The organism is Amycolatopsis nalaikhensis, assembly GCF_030264295.1.
In the GTDB taxonomy this organism is placed as follows: domain Bacteria; phylum Actinomycetota; class Actinomycetes; order Mycobacteriales; family Pseudonocardiaceae; genus Amycolatopsis; species Amycolatopsis nalaikhensis.
In genome coordinates, this window is the sequence record NZ_CP127173.1 from 2501260 (window position 1) to 2521638 (window position 20379).

The 20379-nt window shown below is 70.5% G+C and carries 23 protein-coding genes; 7 read left to right on the forward strand and 16 right to left on the reverse strand.

Features of this window, described 5'->3' with window-relative positions; translation table 11 throughout:
* From QP939_RS12390 to QP939_RS12400, 3 genes are all read right to left on the reverse strand, one after another.
* The gene (locus QP939_RS12390) at positions 1-810 is read right to left on the reverse strand and encodes a WXG100 family type VII secretion target (protein ID WP_285456894.1); all 810 of its coding nucleotides are present in this window, start codon (positions 808-810) and stop codon (positions 1-3) included.
* 14 nt (positions 811-824) lie between these two features.
* Positions 825-1334, reverse strand: coding sequence for a YbaB/EbfC family nucleoid-associated protein (locus QP939_RS12395; RefSeq protein ID WP_285456895.1), 510 nt, complete (start codon positions 1332-1334; stop codon positions 825-827).
* A 103-nt stretch (positions 1335-1437) separates the two neighbouring features.
* Positions 1438-1836, reverse strand: coding sequence for a hypothetical protein (locus tag QP939_RS12400; protein WP_285456896.1), 399 nt, complete (start codon positions 1834-1836; stop codon positions 1438-1440).
* A gap of 56 nt (positions 1837-1892) precedes the next feature.
* On the opposite strand from QP939_RS12400, the gene QP939_RS12405 reads away from it, so the two are divergent.
* A complete protein-coding gene (locus tag QP939_RS12405) occupies positions 1893-2114 on the forward strand; it encodes a hypothetical protein (protein WP_285456898.1) in 222 nt (73 codons plus the stop codon).
* Here QP939_RS12405 and QP939_RS12410 read toward each other — a convergent pair.
* The 4 genes from QP939_RS12410 to QP939_RS12425 all read right to left on the reverse strand — a co-directional run bounded on the left by QP939_RS12410 (position 2041) and on the right by QP939_RS12425 (position 4836).
* On the reverse strand, positions 2041-2901 hold the full coding sequence (locus QP939_RS12410) for a hypothetical protein (RefSeq protein ID WP_285456899.1): 861 nt from the start codon (positions 2899-2901) through the stop codon (positions 2041-2043). The two genes, QP939_RS12405 and QP939_RS12410, sit on opposite strands and share 74 nt — an antisense overlap.
* A 9-nt stretch (positions 2902-2910) precedes the next feature.
* Positions 2911-3489, reverse strand: a complete 579-nt coding sequence (locus QP939_RS12415; RefSeq protein ID WP_285456900.1) for a DUF3558 domain-containing protein — start codon at positions 3487-3489, stop codon at positions 2911-2913.
* Between the two features lie 3 nt (positions 3490-3492).
* The gene (locus QP939_RS12420) at positions 3493-3936 is read right to left on the reverse strand and encodes a hypothetical protein (protein ID WP_285456902.1); all 444 of its coding nucleotides are present in this window, start codon (positions 3934-3936) and stop codon (positions 3493-3495) included.
* A 135-nt stretch (positions 3937-4071) separates the two neighbouring features.
* The gene (locus QP939_RS12425) at positions 4072-4836 is read right to left on the reverse strand and encodes an ESX secretion-associated protein EspG (protein ID WP_285456903.1); all 765 of its coding nucleotides are present in this window, start codon (positions 4834-4836) and stop codon (positions 4072-4074) included.
* A 131-nt stretch (positions 4837-4967) separates the two neighbouring features.
* On the opposite strand from QP939_RS12425, the gene QP939_RS12430 reads away from it, so the two are divergent.
* A complete protein-coding gene (locus QP939_RS12430) occupies positions 4968-5213 on the forward strand; it encodes a hypothetical protein (RefSeq protein ID WP_285456904.1) in 246 nt (81 codons plus the stop codon).
* A gap of 52 nt (positions 5214-5265) precedes the next feature.
* On the opposite strand, the gene QP939_RS12435 is transcribed toward QP939_RS12430, so the two are convergent.
* Positions 5266-7179 carry a glycosyltransferase gene (locus QP939_RS12435; RefSeq protein ID WP_285456905.1) on the reverse strand — a complete coding sequence of 638 codons (1914 nt, stop codon included), beginning with the start codon at positions 7177-7179 and terminating at the stop codon, positions 5266-5268.
* Positions 7180-7187: 8 nt separating this feature from the next.
* Positions 7188-7655: a GtrA family protein gene (locus QP939_RS12440; RefSeq protein WP_285456906.1), complete on the reverse strand. Its 468-nt coding sequence runs from the start codon at positions 7653-7655 to the stop codon at positions 7188-7190.
* 125 nt (positions 7656-7780) lie between these two features.
* Between QP939_RS12440 and dprE1 the strand changes: the two genes are divergently transcribed.
* The 3 genes from dprE1 (at position 7781) to QP939_RS12455 (ending at position 10606) form a co-directional block, all read left to right on the forward strand.
* Positions 7781-9154 (forward strand): decaprenylphosphoryl-beta-D-ribose oxidase, encoded by a 1374-nt coding sequence (dprE1, locus tag QP939_RS12445; RefSeq protein ID WP_285456907.1) that lies wholly within the window; start codon positions 7781-7783, stop codon positions 9152-9154.
* Positions 9151-9906, forward strand: coding sequence for a decaprenylphospho-beta-D-erythro-pentofuranosid-2-ulose 2-reductase (gene dprE2, locus QP939_RS12450; protein WP_285456908.1), 756 nt, complete (start codon positions 9151-9153; stop codon positions 9904-9906). Before dprE1 ends, dprE2 begins: the two co-directional genes overlap by 4 nt.
* Before the next feature lie 88 nt (positions 9907-9994).
* Positions 9995-10606 carry a VC0807 family protein gene (locus QP939_RS12455; protein WP_285456910.1) on the forward strand — a complete coding sequence of 204 codons (612 nt, stop codon included), beginning with the start codon at positions 9995-9997 and terminating at the stop codon, positions 10604-10606.
* Between the two features lie 2 nt (positions 10607-10608).
* On the opposite strand, the gene QP939_RS12460 is transcribed toward QP939_RS12455, so the two are convergent.
* From QP939_RS12460 to glf, 5 genes are all read right to left on the reverse strand, one after another.
* Entirely contained in the window at positions 10609-12126 is a 1518-nt protein-coding gene (locus QP939_RS12460) for a hypothetical protein (protein WP_285456911.1), read from the reverse strand.
* A 75-nt stretch (positions 12127-12201) separates the two neighbouring features.
* The gene (locus tag QP939_RS12465; protein WP_285456912.1) at positions 12202-12816 is read right to left on the reverse strand and encodes a hypothetical protein; all 615 of its coding nucleotides are present in this window, start codon (positions 12814-12816) and stop codon (positions 12202-12204) included.
* 110 nt (positions 12817-12926) lie between these two features.
* A complete protein-coding gene (locus QP939_RS12470) occupies positions 12927-13883 on the reverse strand; it encodes a decaprenyl-phosphate phosphoribosyltransferase (protein WP_285456913.1) in 957 nt (318 codons plus the stop codon).
* Complete coding sequence (locus QP939_RS12475; protein ID WP_285456914.1) at positions 13880-14398, reverse strand: phosphatase PAP2 family protein; 519 nt, start codon at positions 14396-14398, stop codon at positions 13880-13882. Before QP939_RS12475 ends, QP939_RS12470 begins: the two co-directional genes overlap by 4 nt.
* Entirely contained in the window at positions 14391-15614 is a 1224-nt protein-coding gene (gene glf, locus QP939_RS12480; RefSeq protein ID WP_285456915.1) for a UDP-galactopyranose mutase, read from the reverse strand. The genes QP939_RS12475 and glf overlap by 8 nt, the downstream gene beginning before the upstream one ends.
* A 79-nt stretch (positions 15615-15693) precedes the next feature.
* Between glf and QP939_RS12485 the strand changes: the two genes are divergently transcribed.
* Positions 15694-17703 (forward strand): DUF6541 family protein, encoded by a 2010-nt coding sequence (locus QP939_RS12485; protein WP_285456916.1) that lies wholly within the window; start codon positions 15694-15696, stop codon positions 17701-17703.
* A gap of 140 nt (positions 17704-17843) precedes the next feature.
* Here the strand turns inward: QP939_RS12485 and QP939_RS12490 are convergent, their stop codons facing one another.
* On the reverse strand, positions 17844-18725 hold the full coding sequence (locus QP939_RS12490; protein WP_285456917.1) for an LLM class flavin-dependent oxidoreductase: 882 nt from the start codon (positions 18723-18725) through the stop codon (positions 17844-17846).
* Positions 18726-18821: 96 nt separating this feature from the next.
* Between QP939_RS12490 and QP939_RS12495 the strand changes: the two genes are divergently transcribed.
* Complete coding sequence (locus QP939_RS12495) at positions 18822-19619, forward strand: HAD family hydrolase (RefSeq protein ID WP_285459725.1); 798 nt, start codon at positions 18822-18824, stop codon at positions 19617-19619.
* Here QP939_RS12495 and QP939_RS12500 read toward each other — a convergent pair.
* A complete protein-coding gene (locus QP939_RS12500; RefSeq protein WP_285456918.1) occupies positions 19616-20344 on the reverse strand; it encodes a lysophospholipid acyltransferase family protein in 729 nt (242 codons plus the stop codon). The two genes, QP939_RS12495 and QP939_RS12500, sit on opposite strands and share 4 nt — an antisense overlap.
* Positions 20345-20379 lie beyond the last annotated feature (35 nt).

Here is a 20379-nt window from a genome sequence, read left to right on the forward strand (position 1 = left end):
TCACGCCTCCGCCGTCTCGTACGGCTTCGCGGCCTGGTAGGCACCCATCGCGAGGCCGCCGACCGTGGAGAACCGGTCGAGGCCCTTGGTCAGCTTCTCCATCGCCTCCATCAGCTTCGCCAGGCGGCCGCCCTGGCGGGCGAAACCCTCCAGGAGCTTGCTGATCTTGCCCGCGATCTTCGACGCCGTCGCCGCGGCGCGGGCCGACGCCACCCCGCAGAACGCCGCGATCGACCCGCCGAACGTGCACACCGCCGAGGCCGCCGCGATCAGCGCGTCGCGGATCAGCTCGGCGATCACCGACGAGATCAGCCCGAACACGATGCCGCGCAGCGTGCAGACGAGCATGCCGGAGATGCCCGCGACGGCCGCGGTCCCGTCGAGCGTCTTGCCGAGCGACTCCAGCTCCTCGGCCATCTTCGTGAGGCTGTCGCGGTAGGCGTCGGCGGCCTGGCCGGTCCATTCGGCGACGCTGCGCAGGTCTTCGCGGTGCTCCTGGGCCAGCGTGTGCATCTCGGCGGCGGCGGACTTGAGCTGGTCGACGTTCGCGTTGATCTCGTCGGGGTTGCCGAGCAGCGCGTCGAGCGGCTCGCGAAGGAAGCTCACGTGCTCCAGCAGCCAGCCGACGCCCGCGTTGAGGATGGCCCCGAGCGGGTCGATCGCGGCGCCGACGGTGTCGACGACCGCGCCGGCCGCGGAGACCGCGACGCCGAGGACGTGTTCACCCTCCGACTCGGAGTCGGCCTTGATCGAGTCGACGAGCCCGGCGTAGGTGTCGACGATCCCGGCGCCGGAAGTGGCGGTGGTCATGGTCGTGGTCCCCCTCAGTCGCGGCGCAGGAAGGTGGTGTCGCCGAAGTCGTCGTCATCGTCGTCGCGCGGCGGCCGCGCCGGCCTCGACGGACGGGGTGGCGGTGGCGGCGGGGTTTCCGCCTCCTCGTGCTGCCAGAGCTGGCGTTCCCGGACCGGCTCGGGGGCGGGCGGCTCCTCGGGCTCCTCCGGCGGCACGTACCCGGTGACCATGTGCATCGCCTCGGAGTCGCCGCCGAGCGGCGCGAACGCGGCGGCGACGTTCACCGCGGCACCGCGCTGCGCCTTGCGGGCGAGCTTCAGGATCTCCTCGGCGAGCTTGGCGCCGGACTTGCCCGTCAGCGCCGAGTCGGCGAGCTGCAGGTCCGTGAGCGAGCCATTGGGCGCGACGCCGACGCGGATCGAGCCGTCGGGAGACGCGACGGTCGTCCCGGAGGCCTCGAGGCCCACGCGGAACTGCTCCGCTTTCTCACGCACGTCGGCGATCTTCGATTCGAAGTTCGCCAGCCATTCCTCAGGGGTCATCGTCGCCTCCGCGGTCTCCGACGTGCGGCGAAGGCTACTGGTTCCCCGACCAGCGCAAATGCGAAACGGCCCCGATTCCCCGGGGCCGTTTCGCATTTGTCCGTTATTCGCCGATCACCGGCGGCGCGGTGCGCATGTCCGTGCCGAAAACCTCGTCGGGGTCACCCTCGACCAGGTACGTCGGCCGCGAGTGCTCCGTGTCCTCGTCGCCCTCGCCCTTCTGGCCGCGGCCCATGCCGCCGCCCGCGCCCATGCCACCACGGCCGGACGCGCTGCCGGCACCGAGCCCGCCCATCCCGCGCCCGGCGGCCGCCTCGGCCGCACCGATGCCACCCGGCCGGGCCGCACCCGACGCGGAGCCCGCACCGGTCGCGTTGCCGGAGCCACCGGGCCCGAAGCCGCCGCCCCCGCCGCGGCCGCCGCCCCCGCCGACCTTGGAGTTGTACGGCTCGTCGCCGCCGAAGTTCATGCCGCCCATCGGCATCGGGCTCATCGGCGGCATGCCGCCGAGGTTCTGGTTCGGGTTGACCGGCGAGCCGGACGGGATCGAAGCTCGGCGTGAAGCCGGACGGCGTCGTCGTCCCGGAGGGCACGAACCCCGACCCGGTGGTCGAGCCGGGCCCGGAGAACTGCGGCGTGCCGGTGGTGCCGGGCACGAAGTTGTTCGTGCCGCCGGGCGTGTTGACCGAGCCGGGCCCGGGCATGGTCACGCTGGAGGGGTTGTTGATGCCGTTGTTTTCCCCGGTGCCGTTGTGGTCACCGGAGCCGCCCCGGTGCTGAAGCTGGGCGGCGGCGCGAAGGCGGGCTGCTTCGACGCGGCCTCGTAGAGGCTCTTGTCGTACGTCGACATGACGCTCGCGGCCTGGTCGTGCGCTTCCTGGCTGTCCTTCTGCTTCTGGATGGACTTGTCGACGTTGTCGGCCAGGTTGAACGGGTTCGACGTCGCCCAGTTGCTGAACTCGTCCTTCCAGCTGAACGGGATCGGCGCGGGCATGGAGTTCTTCGCCGTCGCGGCGGCCTGGCCCTGGTCGTAGATGGTCTCCGAGGCGAGCTTCGCGTTCTGCGAGTTCGCGTCGGACCACTTGCTCAGGCTGGTGAAGTACTGCTGCGCGTTCTCGGCGGCGCTGCCTTCCCAGGTGCCCTTGGAGGCGTTCACCGCGGTGTTCATCGACGTGGCGAACTTGTCGAAGACCTTGTGGACTTCGTGGTACGCGGTGGACACCTCGGAGACCTGGTCGACGTTCAGGTTGCTGTCGAGGTACGCCTTGAGCTGTGTGTGGTCGTTGCCCTTGTAGTCCGCGTTCGGCGCGGTCAGGCCCTGGACGTACTGGACGTCGCGGCCCTTCGTGGCCTCGGCGACGTTCTTGTCCCCCAGTTCCTGGGACTGGTTCTTCGCCTTTGCCTGGGCCATCCACTGCTGGACCGCACCGAACAGCCAGTTGCCGGGGTCGACGCCCTCTTCGGCCTTCTGCTGGAGGTAGGCGTCGCGCTCGGCGGGCGCCATGTCCTGGACTTCCTGGGGCGTCTTGTCCGGCGTCTTCGGCGGCGGGCTCTGGCGCGTCGTCATGAGGATCCCCTATTCCTTCGGCAACCGCGGTTCGACGGCGGACTTCGCGACCGCCTCGGCGATCTGGCAGGCCTCGTCCGCCGTGCCGACGCCGATCACGGCCACGTCCACCCGCGAGGAGTCGCCCACCGGCAGGGCGACCGTGCACCCCGCGACGGAGGCGCCGCCGGATGCTTCCTTCGCCTTGCGGCCGTTGATGTCCTTGTCGACCACGCCGCCGCCGGTGTCGTTGACCTGGTCGACCGAGGCGGTGTCGCGGATGTTCGCACCGATCACCATCGACTTGTCGCTCGCCGAGGCGATCTTCTTCTGGTAGTTGCAGGTGCGCGCGCCGCCGACCGTCTGGTTCCGCGGCGGGTTGAACTCGCCGTAGCTGCTGAGGTCACCCGGCTCGATGAGCGTGCACGGATCGGTGATCGACTGGGTCCCGCCACCCCCCGAGGAGGACGAGTTCTCCGAGGTCTCCGGCGCACTCGCCGAAGGCGACTGCACGGGCGACGCTGTCCCCCCTTGGGTGCTGGTGCACCCGGCCAGCAGGGCGCCACCGGCCACGAGCGGGAGAACAACACGAACGAGAAGTTTCGACATACCTCAGGCCTGCTTGGTCTGGAGCGAGGAGAACGCTTGGTTCTCGGTTTCCTTGTACAGGCCCGCGGCCCTGGCGAGCGCTTCGTCCGCCTGCTGCGCGACCACCTTGAGCTTCTCGAGCACCTGGGTCGCGGACCCTTCGGCCTCCGAAGCGCTCTTCTGGTCGTGCTTGGCGACGGCGTGCCCGTACGGGTGATTACCGAGCTGGGGAGCTTGGTCCAGCATCATCGTGTTGTAGCTGAGGTTCGTGAGGTCGTTGACCAGCTCGGTCAGCGCGTCGCGGATGGGCTTGACGCCCTCCGGCGTGATCTTGAAACCGCCGCTCTTCGCGGCCGCGATCAGCTTCTGCGTCTCCGCGGAGACGCTCTGGACCGCGGCGCCCATGGCGGCCGATGAGAATGGGCTGATCACGTCCGCGAACGAGCCGCCGCCCCCGCCGTCAGCCATTTGCATCGCTGTTCCACCCCGAATCGCTTCGCCCGTGCGTGTGCACCCGGGAGTCTACTAGCCGGGCACCCTGCGCAACCGCCGTTCACGGATCTTCACCTCGGACGCGACGCGGGCGCGGCTGGTTCCCGACGCTCAGAACTGGCCTTCGAGCTGGGCGTACAGCTGCTGGGCGAGACGGGCGTTGTCGGCCGGGGCGTAGGTGATCCAGCGCTGGCCGTCGGCGGCCGCGCGGGACGACATCAGCCAGCGGCCGCTCGGGGTGTCGAACCAGGCCAGCGGCGGGAACGTGCCGCCGCGGGTCTGGGCCGTGAACTGCCCCACTCGCTTCTTCGGCTCCTGGAAGACGCGCTCGATCATCCGGACCTGCGGGCCGCCGGCGCCGCTCTGCGAGCGCGGGCCGCTGACACCCGCGAAGGGGTCGTACGCGTCGTCGCGGCGCTGGTGACGCGGCTGCGGCGCGGGCCGCGAGATGGTGACCGACTGGCCCGGCGCGGCCGGGGTGAGCGGGAGCAGGTCGACGATCGCCGGCACGATGCCCGTCGGGCGGACCTCCTCGAAGACGATGAGGTTGTCGTCCTGGCGGGCGAGCACCGCGAACTGGCCGTCGGAGGCCACGCGCGCGAACAGGTGCCGGTCGCCCAGCTCGGCGGCCGCGTTGATCACCACGCCGCCGCGGACGAAGGTGGCCAGTGCCAGTTCGGCGTCGGCGTCGAGGCGGCCGCGGTTCCACAGCCCGCGGCCGGTGAGGTCCCGGATGACGGCGTCGCGGATCATCGCGCGCTGCTCGACGGTGGTGCCGACGTGCGGGACCTCGAACGGCGTCGGCGCGCGGCCCAGCCCGAGCTGTTCGAGCAGGATGTCCACCGCCGCCAGCGACAGCGAGAACGAGTGCGGCATCGCTTCTTCCCCCGGGGTTCTTCCGGCCTTCGGGAAAACGGTAGTCCACGGCCCGCACCGCCCGCAGCCGGATGCTGCGCCCTCAGCGAACTCGCTTGCCGGGCGAAGATCACCGCTGGTCCGATGGACGCATGGCTGACCCGAAACCCGCACTCGTGCTGCACCTCGCGACCGGCGGCGAGCCGCTGCTGTTCGCGCTGACGACCGACGAATCCGAGAAGGTGGCGGGCAAGCTCGCGCACCTGCTGAAGACCGGCGCGGTCGAGACGGTGACCACCAAGGACGACAAGGTGGTCGCGGTCAACTTCGCCCACGTCGCCGCCGCCTACGTCGACGACCTCACGCGGAAGAGCACGGTGTTCGGCATGCACTCCTGACGCGCGGAAGGCCGCCCCACCACCGTGGGACGGCCTTCGCGAGCAACCTCGATCAGAGCTTGTAGAGGCGCTTCCAGTTCTCCCGCGAGGTGAGCTCCGGCATGGCGCGCTTGTACTGCTCCTGCACCGCCGCGCCTTCCTTGCGCAGCCGCTGGATCACCTTCGCGCCCTGCTTGGCCAGCGCGAACATCTTCACCCGGTCGTAGGACCGGACGCGCACGCCTTCCTGGTTCGCGTCGGTGACGACCGCCTTGTCGAACAGGGCGATGTGCCACCAGTGCGCCTCGTCGATCGGGACGGCGCCGAGCCCGAAGCGGCTGCGGCCGAGCACCCGGTCGAGGATCCGTTTGATCAGCACCAGGCGCTGCATGCTGGGCCGCGGCGCGCTGTTGATGATGCCGATGTCGTTGGACGCGATGCCCGGGACGTCGGTCGCCTTGTAGCGCTTGGTCTCGGGGTACGCGTCGCGGATGCGGCGGATCTCCTGCATCGCCTCGACACCGCCGTCACGCAGGACTTCCGGGCCCTTCAGGAAGTCCTCGACGGCCTTGATCAGGGTCGCCGACAGGCCGTACTGCATGCCCAGCAGGTAACGCACCAGCTGCGCGAGCAGCACCCGCGAAAGCAGGTTCAGGTTGAACGGCGAGTGCAGCGCCGCGGTGATGATCGAGTTGCGCAGGTTGAAGTACCGGTGCCACTCGTCCCAGTCCTTCATGTGGAAGTCCGCGTGCCACACGCCCGCACCCGGCAGGGTGACGGTCGGGAAGCCGTGCGCGCGGGCGCGGTAGGAGTACTCCGCGTCGTCCCACTGGAAGAAGAACGGCATCGGGTAGCCCGTGGCCTGGACCACCTCGTAGGGGATCAGGCAGGACCACCAGCCGTTGTAGCCGGCGTCGAGACGCCGCTCCTGGCGGTTCGGCTTCAGCGTCTCCTCGTCGACGCCGAGCAGGTCGGCCGTCGAGAGCGAGTGCTCGACCGGCTGGCCGGGCTCGAGCGTGTTGAGCCGGGCGTACTCCGCGCCGACGTGCAGCTGGTTCGGGTGGAACAGGTTGAGCATCTGGCCGCCGACGATGATCGGGTTGGCCGCGCGGTTCGAGAACGCCGTCATCCGGATCACCAGGTCCGGCTCGAGCAGGACATCGTCGTCCATGAACAGGACGTTCGCGTGCTCGGTCGCGGTGTGCCCGGCCACCTCGTAGAGGCCGCGGGTGAAGCCGCCTGCGCCGCCGAGGTTCGGCTGCTTGATGTAGTGGAGCTTGTCGGCGAGGTCCTTGGCGACCTGCTCGAAGCCGTCACGGGACTCGACGAGGTCGGTGCCCTGGTCGGCGACGTAGATCGCGTCCAGGGTCTCCAGCGACGACACGTCCGCGGCGAGGGCCTGCAGGTTCTTCAGGCAGTCGTCGGCGCGGTTCATCGTGCAGATGGTCACCGCGGTCGGGCGGATCTTCTCCGGCGCCTCGACCGTCCAGCGGACCTGCTCGACGCGCAGCGTCTGGCCGCCCTCGGTCTCGAGGTCGAGCCAGAGCGCGCCGCCGTCGTAGAACTTGTCCAGCTTCGAGGTCAGCGTGACCTTGGCCTGCTTGGCGTCGGCGACCTGCTCGGCGGCCACCACGCGCGGCTCGCCCTCGACGTCCGAGGCACCCATCGACAGCAGCCCGGTGCCGGTGACGACGGCCTCGACCGAGACCTCGGTCACCGTCGTCCAGCGCTGCCAGTAGCTGGCCGGGAAGCGGCCGAAGTACGTGTTGCCCGACACCTTGGAGGCGGGCTCGAGCGCGATCGCCGCACGTTCCCGCACGGCCGAGCCCCACTCGAGCTCCGCGTACAGGTCCTTGCTGACGATCGGCGCCGGGCCGGCGAAGAGGCCGCGCTGCGCCGTCAGACGGCCCTGCGGAGTGTGCTCGGTGAACCGCGTCTCGGCGGCCGCGCCGGCGGTCGGCGCCGGGGTAGCTGTTTTACCGGGCATTTAAATCCTCAGTTCTCCTTGGTCGACGGCTCGCGGAACACGACCCACTTGAGCATCACGAAATTGATCACCGTGGCGGTGGCCTGCGACACCGCCCAGCACAGTGTGTGCTGCCACGCCGATTCCGGCAGCAGCTGCAGCATCAGCTGGTTCACCCCGACCGCGACGAAGAACGTCACGGTGTAGAGCAGGACGAACGAGCCGATCTGCGCCTTCCCGTCGCGGCGCCCGCCGGCGAAGGTGAACTTCCGGTTCAGGAAGAACGCCGTGGTCGTGCCCACGATGAAACTGATAGCGCGAGCGACGTCGACCCACGGTGAAGTGGCCATCCCGGCCACCTGCGTCAGCAGGGTGTACGTGCCCAGGTCGACCAGGGCGCAAAAGCCCCCGATCAGGGCGAAGCGGATGAGCTGGCCCAGCAGTCCCGGGGAGGACTGCGCAGCCGCTACGTCGGCTTGCGGATCGGTCGCCACCACTGCTTTACCTCGTTGCCTGAGTCATGGTCACCCGCGCGGGCGCTTGTGCCTTGATGCGCAAAGTGTAGAGACGAGCACTTCAGGGTCACGTTCCGGGCGTGTTTCGGCGTGGCTACCCTGGTCGAGTGACCCAATCCCCCGAGACACAGCGTCGCACGCTTTCCGGCTGGGGACGCACCGCGCCGACCGTCGCCGACGTCCTGAGCACGCCGGACGTCGAGGCCATCGCCAAGGCCGTGCGCCAGGCGGGCGAGCGCGGCGTCATCGCGCGGGGCCTCGGCCGGTCCTACGGCGACCCGGCGCAGAACGCGGGCGGCCTGGTCGTCGACATGACCGCGCTCGACCGGATCCACTCGATCGACCCGGACTCGGGTCTCGTGGACCTCGACGCCGGCGTCAGCCTCGACAAGCTGATGCGCGAGGCGCTGCCGTACGGCCTGTGGGTCCCGGTGCTGCCGGGCACCCGCCAGGTGACGATCGGCGGCGCGATCGCCAACGACATCCACGGCAAGAACCACCACAGCGCGGGCAGCTTCGGCAACCACGTCGTGTCGATGGACCTGCTGACCGCGGACGGCCAGGTGCGCACGCTCACCCCGGAGGGCCCTGAATCGGAGCTGTTCTGGGCGACCGTCGCGGGCATCGGGCTGACCGGGATCATCGTCCGGGCGAAGATCCGGATGAAGAAGACCGAGACCGCGTACTTCATCGTGGACGCCGACCGCACGTCGAACCTCGACGAGACGCTCGGCCTGTTCACCGACGGCTCGGACCTGACCTACGACTACTCGATGTCGGTGCCGGACCTGATCTCGTCGGACCACCGCCTCGGCCGGGCGACGTTCTCGCGCGGCTCGCTCGCCAAGCTGGACGAGCTGCCGCCGAAGCTGCGGGCCGAGCCGCTGAAGTTCGACGCGCCGCAGCTGGCGACCCTGCCGGACGTCTTCCCGAACGGCCTGGGCAACAAGCTCACCTTCGGGCTGATCAACGAGCTGTGGCAGAAGACCGTGCCCAAGAAGGGCGCGCGCGGCAAGATCCAGAACCTGACGCAGTTCTACCACCCGCTCGACATGCTGAGCGAGTGGAACCGCGCCTACGGCTCCAAGGGTTTCCTGCAGTACCAGTTCTCGGTGCCGTTCGGCGCGGAGGACCAGCTCAAGGCCATCTGCCGGCGGATCGCGACCTCGGGCCACTACTCGTTCCTCAACGTGTTCAAGCGCATGGGCGACGCGAACCCAGCACCGATGTCGTGGCCGTCGCCGGGCTGGATGCTCAGCGTCGACTTCCCGATCAAGCGCGGCCTGAGCCGGTTCTGCCTGGAGCTGGACGACGCCGTGCTCGAAGCCGGCGGCCGGCTGTACACCGCGAAGGACTCCCGGACGTCGGCGGAGACGTTCGCGAAGATGTACCCGCGGCTCGAAGAATGGCGCAAGATCCGCGCTTCCGTTGACCCCGATGGCGTTTTCGCCTCTGACATGAGCCGGAGGCTCGCACTGTGATCGACGCGGTTGGCAACCCCCAGTCCCTGCTGCTGCTCGGCGGCACGTCCGACATCGCGCTGGCGATCGCCGAGCAGTACCTGGCGGAGAAGCCGCTGCGGGTCGTGCTCGCGGCGCGCCCGTCGCCGCGGCTGGACGCGGCCGCGCAGCGCCTGAAGGACAAGGGCGCCGAGGTGTCCACTGTGGACTTCGACGCGAAGGACACGGCGGCGCACCCGGCCGTGCTGGCCAAAGCGTTCGAGGGCGGCGACATCGACGTCGCGGTCGTGGCGTTCGGCCTGCTCGGTGACCCGGAAGAAGTCTGGCAGGACCACGCGAAGGCCGTCGAGCTGGCCACGGTGAACTACACCGCCGCGGTGTCGGTGGGCGTGGCGCTGTCGGAGAAGCTCAAGGTCCAGGGCCACGGCACGGTGATCGCGCTGTCGTCGGTGGCGGGTGAGCGCGTCCGCCGGTCCAACTTCCTCTACGGCTCGACCAAGGCCGGGTTCGACGGCTTCTACCTGGGTCTCGGCGAGGCGCTCGCGCCCTTCGGCGTGAAGGTGACCGTCGTCCGGCCGGGGCACGTCAAGACGAAGATGACCGAGGGGCTGAAGGACGCTCCCCTGGCGCAGACGGCCGAGCAGGTCGCCCAGACGGCCGTCGCGGCCGCTCGCGCGGGCAAGGACCTCGTGTGGGCGCCGGCGCAGTTCCGCCTGGTGATGTCGGCGCTGCGGCACGTCCCGCGGCCGATCTTCCGCAAGCTGCCCATCTGAGTCTCCACCCCCGGGTTGACCCGGAAGTCCAACCGGGCCCGGTCCGCACGCCGATGTGCCACCACAGTCGTCACCACAGACTGTCACCATGGTGAACACGACGAGCGACCGCGGTGGGCTGACGATGCTGCTCCGCGACGTCGCCCTCCCGGTGGGCCTGTACTACGTCCTGCGCTCCTTCGACGTCGACGCGCTGTGGGCGCTGCTGATCAGCGCGCTGCCGCCCGTGCTGCGGTCCGGCTACGTGCTGGCCCGGCAGCGCCGGATCGACCCGGTCAGCGCGTTCGTGCTGGCCGTGCTGCTGGTCAACGGCGCGGTGGCGCTCATCTCCGGTGACGCGCGGCTGATGCTGGTCCGCAGTGCCTGGGTCGGGCTGGTGCTCGGCGGGCTGATGCTCGGGAGCCTGGTCGTCGGGCGGCGGCCGTTCCTGTTCCGGGCGATCCGGACGCTGCAGCCCGGACGCGCCGATGACCTCGACGCGCGGTGGGCCGCCGACGAACGCTTCCGGCGGGAGTGGCGCGCGGTGACGCTCTGGTGGGGCGTCGGCGGCGTGCTGCTGGGCTGCGCCGTGGTCGTCATGGCGTTCACCCTCCCGGTCGACGTCGTGCCGTTCCTCGACACCGTGCTGACCGTCGGCAGCCTGGTGCTCGGCGCGAAGCTCACGCGACGGCGGCTGGCCACCGCCGCGGTGCGGACCTGACGTCAGCCGCCGGCGGCGTGGGCGGGCATCAGGTACAGGTTCTGGGCGCCCATCCACGGTGAGTCGATGTGCCAGCTCGCCAACGCGGTCGGCGGGGGCGTGCGGCGCGTCGTCTCCAGGACGAGGTCCGGGCTGATCGGGGCGACGCTGTGGTCGAAGTTGTGGAAGTTGGCTTCCAGCAACGCGCGGCCGACGTCGCCGCTGCGGCGCTTCGTCTCGGTGATCGCCGGGTCGACCGCGCCGCGGTCGGTGAACTCGTCGACCAGCTCGCAGTCGCACGCGTACGCCAGCGCGCCGACTTCGCCCGCCGTCTCGACCTTGCGGCCGTGCGCGATCGTCGCCAGCTCCTGGCCGATCTCGCGGTACTCCGTCGTCGAGGCGTGGTTGCTGGTGATCGGCGCGAACTGACGCGGAAGGCCGGGCAGCGCGTACACGGCGACGCTCGCCGCGAGCACCGCGCCCGCCAGCGTCCACGTCCCGCGTCGCACGCGTTCGGGCACGGCTGACGCGCAGGCGGCGAGGAAGATCGTCGCGCCGATGATGCTCGGCGCGTAGTACCAGTGGTACGGCGGCACGCCGAGGCGGCTGTAGGCCAGGTAGTGCAGCGCACCCGCGACGGCGAGCGCCGCGAACGGCGTCAGGCGGCGGGCAGTCTCGCAGCCGCGGCGGTACTGGACGACCCAGCCCACGCCCACCAGCCCGGCGAGCACCAGCGGCAGGAACGACAACGCGGCCGCGGCCGGGAAGTTGCGCCAGTACAGGAGCGGGCCGTTGGTGAAGCTGAACGGACCCCACGACTGCTGGCTGATCTTGATGACGAGCGTGTCCGGCACGGCCGAGCCGAGCACGACCCAGCTGAACCCGAACCACGGCAGCGTCACGGCGAGCGCGGCGAAGACGGTCCGCCAGATGCCGACCCAGAACTCGCGGCGGGCCGCGAACAGCACGGCGGCGATCAGCAGCAGGTCGATCCGGACGAGGGCGAGCAGCCCGATCACCACACCGAGACGGCCCGCCTTGCGCTCCCCCGCGTAGACGAGCGTCCAGACGACGCCGGTCGCGCCGAGGGCGACCTCCAGCCCGATCGACGACAGCAGCAGCGGGTTCACCAGCAGCAACGCGAACGTCAGGGGCGCGAAGGCCGCGGGCAGGCCGGTGCGCTCCCCGAGCCGCCGCAGGCCCAGCACGAGGAGAACTTGCGCGACGACGAAGACGATCCCGGCGGCCAGGACGGCGTCGCGGACGATGAAGGTGATCGCGCCGAGGGCCAGCACGTTCAGCGGCGACGTCGCGGTGTTCGCCGTCCCCTGCTCGATCAGACCCCAGTGGCCGTGGAAGGCGAGGTTCTTCGCGTAGGACAGCGTGATGTAGGTGTCATCGATGAGATGGCTGCTGACCAGGGCGAACACGAGAGCGGAGGCCGCCGCGGCACCCGCCGGGAGGGCCCACGAACGGGTGATGGGCAGGGCCGCCGGCAGCGCACCGGCGGCCTCGGAGAGTTCTGCGGAGGCGCTTCGCATCCCGGACACCGTACCTCGCCCGTGATGCTTCCGTGATCTGAGCGGGGTACGGGTGGCTCAGACCACAGGCCCCGCTCAGATACCGCCGCCCGAGTTGCCGGAGTTGCCGGAATTGCCGCCGCCTCGGTGGCCGAAGCCGCGGTCGTTGTCGCCTTGCTGGGGTCCGTTGTACTGGCGGTGGATACCCGGGCGGCCGTCGCGGGGGCCGTGGTGGGTCGCGGCGGCGATCCCGCCGACGATGCCGCCGCCGACCAGCAGGCCGAGCACGCCGACGCCGACGAGCTGAGTCGCGCGGTGGCCGACGAAACGCCGGAAGCCGCCGGGCTGCCGGGGTGGTTGGGGCGCACCCCAGGCGCCGTAGGGCTGGCCGGGGCCTGGTTGGGAGAGCTGCGGGGTGGGCGGAGCTTGGCCGGGCGCGCCGGGCGGCGGCTGCTGGCCGTGGGCCGCGGGATCGGGCGCGCCTTGTGCGGCGGCTGGCGGCTGTTGGCTGTGGGCCGCGGTCTGATCGGCCGCGGCTGCTCCGGGCTCGCCAGCGCCCTGCGCGGCGGCGGGCTGCTGGCCCAGCACGGCTGTCTGGTCGCCCGCGGCGGCGGGCTTCTCCGGCCCGCCCGGGCCCGTGGGCTGCTCGACGGTCGGCTGCTCGGCCCCCTCCGGAGCCTGGGCCTTCTCCTCGCGCGGCTGGTCGTTCATGGTCGCTCCCGATGTCACGGGGACGGGCGCACTGCCCGCCCCCACCACCTCAGGGTGCGCCGCTCAGCTGTGCGTCAGCTGAAACGAACCTGTCGATCCGCCATGAGACGTCACAGGTAGAACGCGAGGAACAGCGTGATCACCCAGGTCGCGCCGAGGACCTGCAGGATGCGGTCCTTGAGCGCGATCTCTTCGGGCTCGCCCGCGATGCCGCCGTCGACGTCGACGGCGTACCTCAGCACCGCCACCAGGAACGGGACCATCGAGATGAGCGCCCACACCGAGTTGTGCTCGGTCTGGCGGATCTCGAACGCCCACAGGCAGTACGACATGATCAGGATCGCCGCCGACGTCGCCCAGACGAACCGCAGGTAGCTCGCCGAGTACTTCTTCAGCGACGAGCGGATCTTCGCGCCCGTCCGCTCGAACAGCATGATCTCCGCGTAGCGCTTGCCCGCCACCATGAACAGCGAACCGAACGCCGTGACCAGCAGGAACCACTGGGACAGCGCGATGCCGCCCGCGACGCCACCCGCGATCGAGCGCATCAGGAAGCCGGAGCCGACGATCGCCAGGTCGACCACCGGCTGGTGCTTCAGGCCGAAGCAGTAGCCGAGCTGGACGGCTTCGTAGACACCCAGCACGACGGCGAGCTGCCAGCTCGCCGCGAACGACACGGCGAGGCCGGCCAGGAAGAACACGACCGCGGCCCCGTACGCGACCGGGACCGGCACGATGCCGGCCGCGATCGGGCGGTTCCGCTTGGTCGGGTGGGCCCGGTCGGCCTCGACGTCGATCGCGTCGTTGATCAGGTAGACCGAGCTCGCCGTCAGGGAGAAGGCCACGAAGGCGATGATCGCGTCGATCAGGAGACCGGTGCGATCCGTCGACTTCGAGAACGCGAAGAACGGGGCCGCGAAGACCAGGACGTTCTTCACCCACTGCCGCGGCCGCGCCGTCTTGATGACGCCGCCGACCAGGCCGAACGGGCCGCGGGAAACCGTCACCGGGGTCTCCGGGGTCACGGCCGCTTCGTCGCTGTTGCGCTGCTCGGTCGTTTCGCTCATGGATTCTTCTTCAGCTTCCGTCGTATCAGACCACCGACGAGCCCCCCGAGAGCTGCACCGGCCAGAACGTCTGTCGGATAGTGAACGCCGAGCACGAGCCTCGAGGCCAGCATCGGCGGTACCAGGGCGGGGACCAGGTTACGCCCGGTCAATCCGGAGTAGAGCACCGCCGCCGCCGTCGTGGACGTCGCGTGCGACGACGGGAAGCTCAGCTTGCTCGGCGTCCCGACCAGTACCTCGACGCTCGGATGGTCCGGTCGCGGCCGCCTGACCACGCGTTTCACCGCGATCGACGCGGCGTGCGCGCCCACGACACCGGCCGACGCGATCAGCCAGTCCTTGCGCCGCTTCTTGTCGACCACGGCGCCGAGAAGGCCCAGGCCGAACCAGCCCAGCGCGTGCTCGCCGAAGTGCGACATGCCGCGCGCGGCTTTCACCGAAGCTTCACTCTTCAGAAAGCCCTGCGCCTTCGCCAGGACCGCGACCTCGCCGGTCGGCTGCCCCTTCTCAAGCATCGAGGGACCCGTCGAGCGGCGCGCCGTCGGTCAGGTGCGGGGCGATCTTGTTGTCGAACGCCGACAGCGCCGAGCCGATGGCCATGTGCATGTCGAGGTACTTGTACGTGCCCAGCCGGCCGCCGAACAGGACGTTCTTCTCGCGCGCCTCGACCTTGGCCAGCTCGCGGTAGGCCTCGAGCTTCTCGCGGTTGTCCGGCGTGTTGATCGGGTAGTACGGCTCGTCTTCCTCGCCCGCGAAGCGGGAGTACTCGCGGAAGATGACCGTCTTGTCCTTCGGGTAGTCCCGCTCCGGGTGGAAGTGGCGGAACTCGATGATCCGGGTGTAGGGGACTTCCTGGTCGTTGTAGTTGACGACCGAGGTGCCCTGGAAGTCGCCGGTCGGCGCGACCTCGGACTCGAAGTCGACGGTGCGCCAGGTGAACCGGCCCGCCGAGTAGTTGAAGTAGCGGTCCAGCGGACCCGTGTAGACGGTCGGGGTGCCCGCCGGGATGTGCTCGCGGACGTCGAAGTAGTCGACGTTCAGCCGGATCTCGATGTTCTCGTGCTCGGCCATCTTCTCGAGCCACGCGGTGTAGCCGTTGACCGGCAGGCCCTCGTAGGTGTCGTTGAAGTACCGGTTGTCGAAGTTGTAGCGGACCGGCAGGCGGGTGATGATGTTCTCGCCCAGGTTCTTGGGGTCGTTCTCCCACTGCTTCGCGGTGTAGCCCTTGATGAACGCCTCGTAGAGGGGACGGCCGATCAGCGAGATCGCCTTCTCCTCGAGGTTCTGCGCGGCGGACGTCTCGAACTCCGACGCCTGCTTGGCGATCAGCTCGCGGGCCTCGTCCGGCGTGTGCGACTTGCCGAAGAACTGGTTGATCAGGCCCAGGTTCATCGGGAACGAGTAGACCTGGTCCTTGACCCGCGCGAACACGCGGTGCTGGTAGTTCGTGAACTCGGTGAACCGGTTCACGTACTCCCAGACGCGCTTGTTCGAGGTGTGGAACAGGTGCGCGCCGTACTTGTGCACCTCGATCCCGGTCTCCGGGTCCGGCTCCGAGTAGGCGTTGCCGCCGATGTGGCCGCGCCGCTCGAGGACGAGGACCTTCTTGCCCAGCTCGGCCGCGGCTCGCTCGGCGACGGTCAGGCCGAAGAAACCGGACCCGACGACGACGAGGTCGTAACCTGCGAAATCGGCTTCAGTAATCTGTGCGGGGTTCGTGTGCGCGCTCACGGGCGTCGAGGGTACGCAGGTCGCGAACCCGGCCCGCACCCGACTATCACATTTCGGCCTACGACACACCTGGAAAGCAGTGCCTGCACCCGAGGACTTCTGGAGCTACTTCGGCGCGGTAGCGACGTATCTGGCCGTGCTGGCGGTCCCCGGCGGGGTCGTCGGGTGGGCCGCCGGCCTGCGCGGCTGGGCCCTGGCCGGGCTCGCGCCGCTGCTCAGCTACGCCGTGACCGGCCTGGCCGGGCCGTGGCTGGCCATCGCGCACGTGCCGTACGGCCCGCTCAGCGTCGCCGCGCTCACGCTGCTGCTCGCCGCCGTGCTGTACGGCCTGCGCCGGCTGGCGATCGCGCGCGGCTGGCTGAACCCGGGTGCCGAGGAGCCGCCGACGCCGTGGACGCGTCGCGCGCACCTGGCCGTGCTGGCCTGCGTCGCGGCCGCCACCGCCGTGTCGATCGCCGTCGTGGTCACCGGCCGCGGCGGGACGACCGCGGTGTTCCAGCGCTGGGACACCGTCTTCCACGCGAACGGCATCCGCTACATCGCCGAGACCGGCGACGGCTCGCTGACCGGCATGGGCACCATCAACTGGTACCCCGGCGGCTCCTTCTACCCGAACGCCTACCACCTGGTCGGCGCGCTGGTCTACGAGCTGTCCGGGACGTCGGTGCCGGTCACGCTGAACGCCGTCACGATGCCGATCGCCGGGCTGTTCGCGCTGGCCATGGTCGCGCTGGTGCGCCAGCTGGGCGGGCGCGCGGTGTTCGCGGGCAGCGTCGCGCTGGTCGCGGGTGGCGCGACGACCGGGGCGTACGAGTCGGTGTCGAGCGGGCTGCTGCCGTTCGCGCTGGGGATCGTGCTGACGCCGCTGGCCGTGGTCGCGTTGCAGCGGTTCGTCGTGCGGCCGGGCGTCGACACCGGCGCGGTGCTGGCGCTGAGCGCGACCGGCCTGCTGGCCGCGCACTCCAGCGCCCTGTTCGGGGCGCTGCTGTTCGCGTTCCCGCTGGTCGTGCAGCGCTGGTACCGGGCGGTGCGCGGCCGCCGCGTCGACGGCGTTCCCGAGGGCCGGCCCGCCTGGCGGGTCGTCGGCGGTGACGTCCTGCGGATGCTGCCGGTGATGGCCGTCGCGGGCGTGCTGGCCGCGCCGATGATCCTCGGCGCGATCACCTTCACGTCCGGGTCGTACCCGTACCACGCCTGGGGCTCGCACATGCCGGTTTGGAAGGCGCTCGCCATGCTGGCGACGTTCAAGCAGGTGCTGCCGGTGCCGCAGATCTGGCTGACGGTGTTCCTCGTGATCGGCGTGTTCACGCTGGCGGCGCTGCGGCGGATGCGCTGGGTGGTGCTCTCGGCGCTCGGGCTGTCCGCGCTGTTCGTGGTCGTCGCGTGCTTCGGCGGCGAGCACTGGGTGATCAGCCTGTCCCGCCCCTGGTGGAACGACCGGTTCCGGCTGATGGCGCTGGCCGCGATCCCGATGTGCCTGCTCGCCGCGCACGGCATGAGCGAAGCCCAGCGGTGGCTGGCGAAGGTCGCGAGCGGACGTGCCTGGGTGCGGGCGCGGCCGTGGCTGACCGGCCGCGTCGGACTGGCGTCGGCGGTGCTGCTGGTCGTCGCGATGGGCGTGCTGACCGGCGGGTTCTACCGCGCGGCCAACGCCAAGACGGTCTCGCTGCTGTACTACAACGGCCTGCCCGGCGAGGTCGTCCCGCCGGTCAGCGCCGACGAGATCGACGCGATGGAACGGCTCGGCGAGCTCGGCATCCCGGCCGACCAGAGGGTGCTCAACGACCGCCTCGACGGCACGGCCTGGATGTACGCCCTGACCGGCGTGCACCCGGTCGCCGGCCACTACGACGCCGGCGTCGCCCCGCGCGACGCCGTCTACCTGGCGATGCACTTCGGGGACTACGACAGCGACCCCGAGGTCCGGGCGGCGACGCGGCGGTTGAACGTGCACTACGTGCTGGTCGGCAGCGGCACGATCCGCCGCGACACCCCGATCGCGCCGGGCCTGCGGCACCTGGACGGCCACGACTTCGTCACGCAGGTGTACCGGAACCCGGGCGCCGTGATCTACCGGATCGTGAAGTAAAGAAAACGCCCTCGTGGCCGCGGCGCCCCTTCCGCGGCCACGAGGGCTCCCGACCCCCGGGTGATCTCTGACGTCTGCGAAGAAGGACGCCCGAGACGCGGCAATCGGTTTCCCGAGCCGCCCGATGTCACCCGTTCGGCCTAACGCAGCTCCGGCAGGACGTCGCTCGCGACCTGCTCCAGGACGGCTTCGCGGCCCTCGTACGGCGTCGACGACCTCGGCCAATGCGAGATGACGTCGGTGAAGCCCAGCTCCTTGGCCCGGCCGACGGCGTCGCGGAACGCCTCCACGCTGCTCAGCGAGAACACCGGCGCCGCGTCCAGGCTCAGGTGCCGCTGGATGCTCGCGCGCTCGCGCCCGGCCGCGTCCAGCCGCTGGTCGAAGACCTCGACCAGCTCCGCGATGCCGCGCCACCACTCGTCGGTGGTCGCGCCGCCCTTGCCCGTGGTCACCCAGCCCGCGCCGAAGCGCGCGGCCAGCGTCATCGTGCGCGGGCCGTTCGCGGCCACCACGAACGGCAGCCGCGGCCGCTGGACCGTGCCCGGCAGGTTGCGGGCCCCGCGGGCCCGGTAGTACTCGCCGTCGAAGTCGAACTTGTCGGTCATGAGCAGCCCGTCGAGCGCCTCGACGAACTCGGTGAAGCGGTCCGCGCGCTGCTTCGCCGTGAGCTCCGGCGCGCCGAGCACCGCGCCGTCGTAGTGCAGGTGGTCGACGCCCGCGCCGACGCCGAGGACGAACCGGCCGTCGGAGATGTCGTCGAGGGTGGTCAGCTCGCGCATGAACGGCACCGGGTGCCGGGCGACCGGGGACGCCACGAACGTGCCGAGCCGGATGCGGGACGTCACCATCGCCGCCGCCGTCAGGGTCGGGACCGCGGAGAACCACGGGCCGTCGACCAGGTTTCTCCAGCCCAGGTGGTCGTACGTCCACGCGTGGTCGAAGCCGTACTCCTCGGCGGCCCGCCACTTCGGCTCGGCGGCCCACCAACGATCTTCCGGAAGAATGACGATGCCTACTCGCACACTGCCGGACCGTACTGGCAACCACCGACAGTCGCACGGACGGGGAACGCCTCCCCCGAACGTGTCAGGGACAATGGTGGGGTGGAGAGACCCCTGTTGATCGCGTCGGACGTCGACGGCACCCTGCTCGGCCCCTCCGAATCCCTGACCGCCCGCACCATCGCGACCGTCCGCCGGGCGATCGACGCGGGGGTCCCGTTCGTGCTGGCCAGCGGCAGGCCGCCGCGCTGGATCGCGCCCGTGGCGAAGCCGCTCGAGCTGACCGGGTACGCCGTGTGCGCGAACGGCGCGGTCCTCTACGACTGCGGCCGCGAGGAGGTCGTCGCGGTGCACGGCCTGCTCCAGCCGGAGCTGCTCCACGACATCGCGCACGCGCTCGACAAGGCCCTGCCGGGCTGCCGGTTGGCGGCCGAGCGGGTCGGCACGGGCGCCGACCACGACATGCGCAACTTCGTGATCGAGCCGGACTACCACAACCCGTGGGGCGACGGCGAAGGCCGCACCGGTCCGCGGGCCGAGGTGCTCGGGCACCCGGCGATCAAGCTGCTGGTCAGCCACCGCGGCATGTCGTCCGACGAGATGGCCGACGCGGTGAACGCGCTGTTCGACCGCGACGTCGACGTCACCTACTCCTCGTCGGGCGGGCTGGTGGAGCTGTCCGCGCACGGGATCACGAAGGCGACCGGCCTCGCCGACGTCGCCGAGCGGCTGGACGTGGCGCCCGAGCAGGTGATCGCGTTCGGGGACATGCCCAACGACGTCGAGATGCTGCGCTGGGCCGGCCACGGCGTCGCGATGGAGAACGGGCACCGGGCGGTGCTGGCGGTGGCCGACGAGGTCACCGGCCCGGCCGGGGACGACGGCGTCGCGCAGGTGCTCGAGCGCTGGTTCTAACCCCGGTCGAGCTCGGCCGCTTCGGCCGGGGTCGGTGCCGTCCCGCCGAGGTGGGCGGGCAGCCACCAGCGTTCCTCGTCCGACGCGGGCTGGTCGGGGTACTCGGCCTGGGCGCGGTCGAGCAGCGCGCTCATCCGGGTCCGCAGCTCCTTCGTGACGACGTCCCAGTCGTCGCCCTTGGCCGGGTGCATCGGCTCGCCGATGAGGATCGAGATCGGCACGTGCCGCCGGGTCAGGTCCTTCGGACGGCCCTTCGTCCAGAGCCGCTGCGTGCCCCACAGCGCCATCGGGACGACCGGGACGTGGGCCGCCGCGCCCATCCGGATCGCGCCCGACTTGATCTCCTTGACGGTGAACGACTGGCTGATCGTGGCTTCCGGGAAGACGCCGACGACCTCGCCGTCCTGCAGCTTCGCGAGCGCCTCGCGGTAGGAGGCCAGCCCGGCGGAGCGGTCGACGGAGATGTGGTGCATCCCGCGCATCAGCGGGCCGGCGATCCGGTTGTCGAAGATCTCCTTCTTCGCCATGAACCGCGTCAGCCGCTTGGCCGGGCGCGCGCCGAGGCCGCAGAAGATGAAGTCGAGGTAGCTGATGTGGTTGCACGCGATGACCGCGCCGCCGCGGCGCGGGATGTGCTCCGCGCCCTCGACCCGGATGCGGTTGTCGAGTACCCGGAACATCGTCCGGGCCGCCGCGATCACGGGCGGGTAAACCAGGTCAGCCATCCGGCAAGGTTACGGGACCGTAGGTTCGCGGCGGT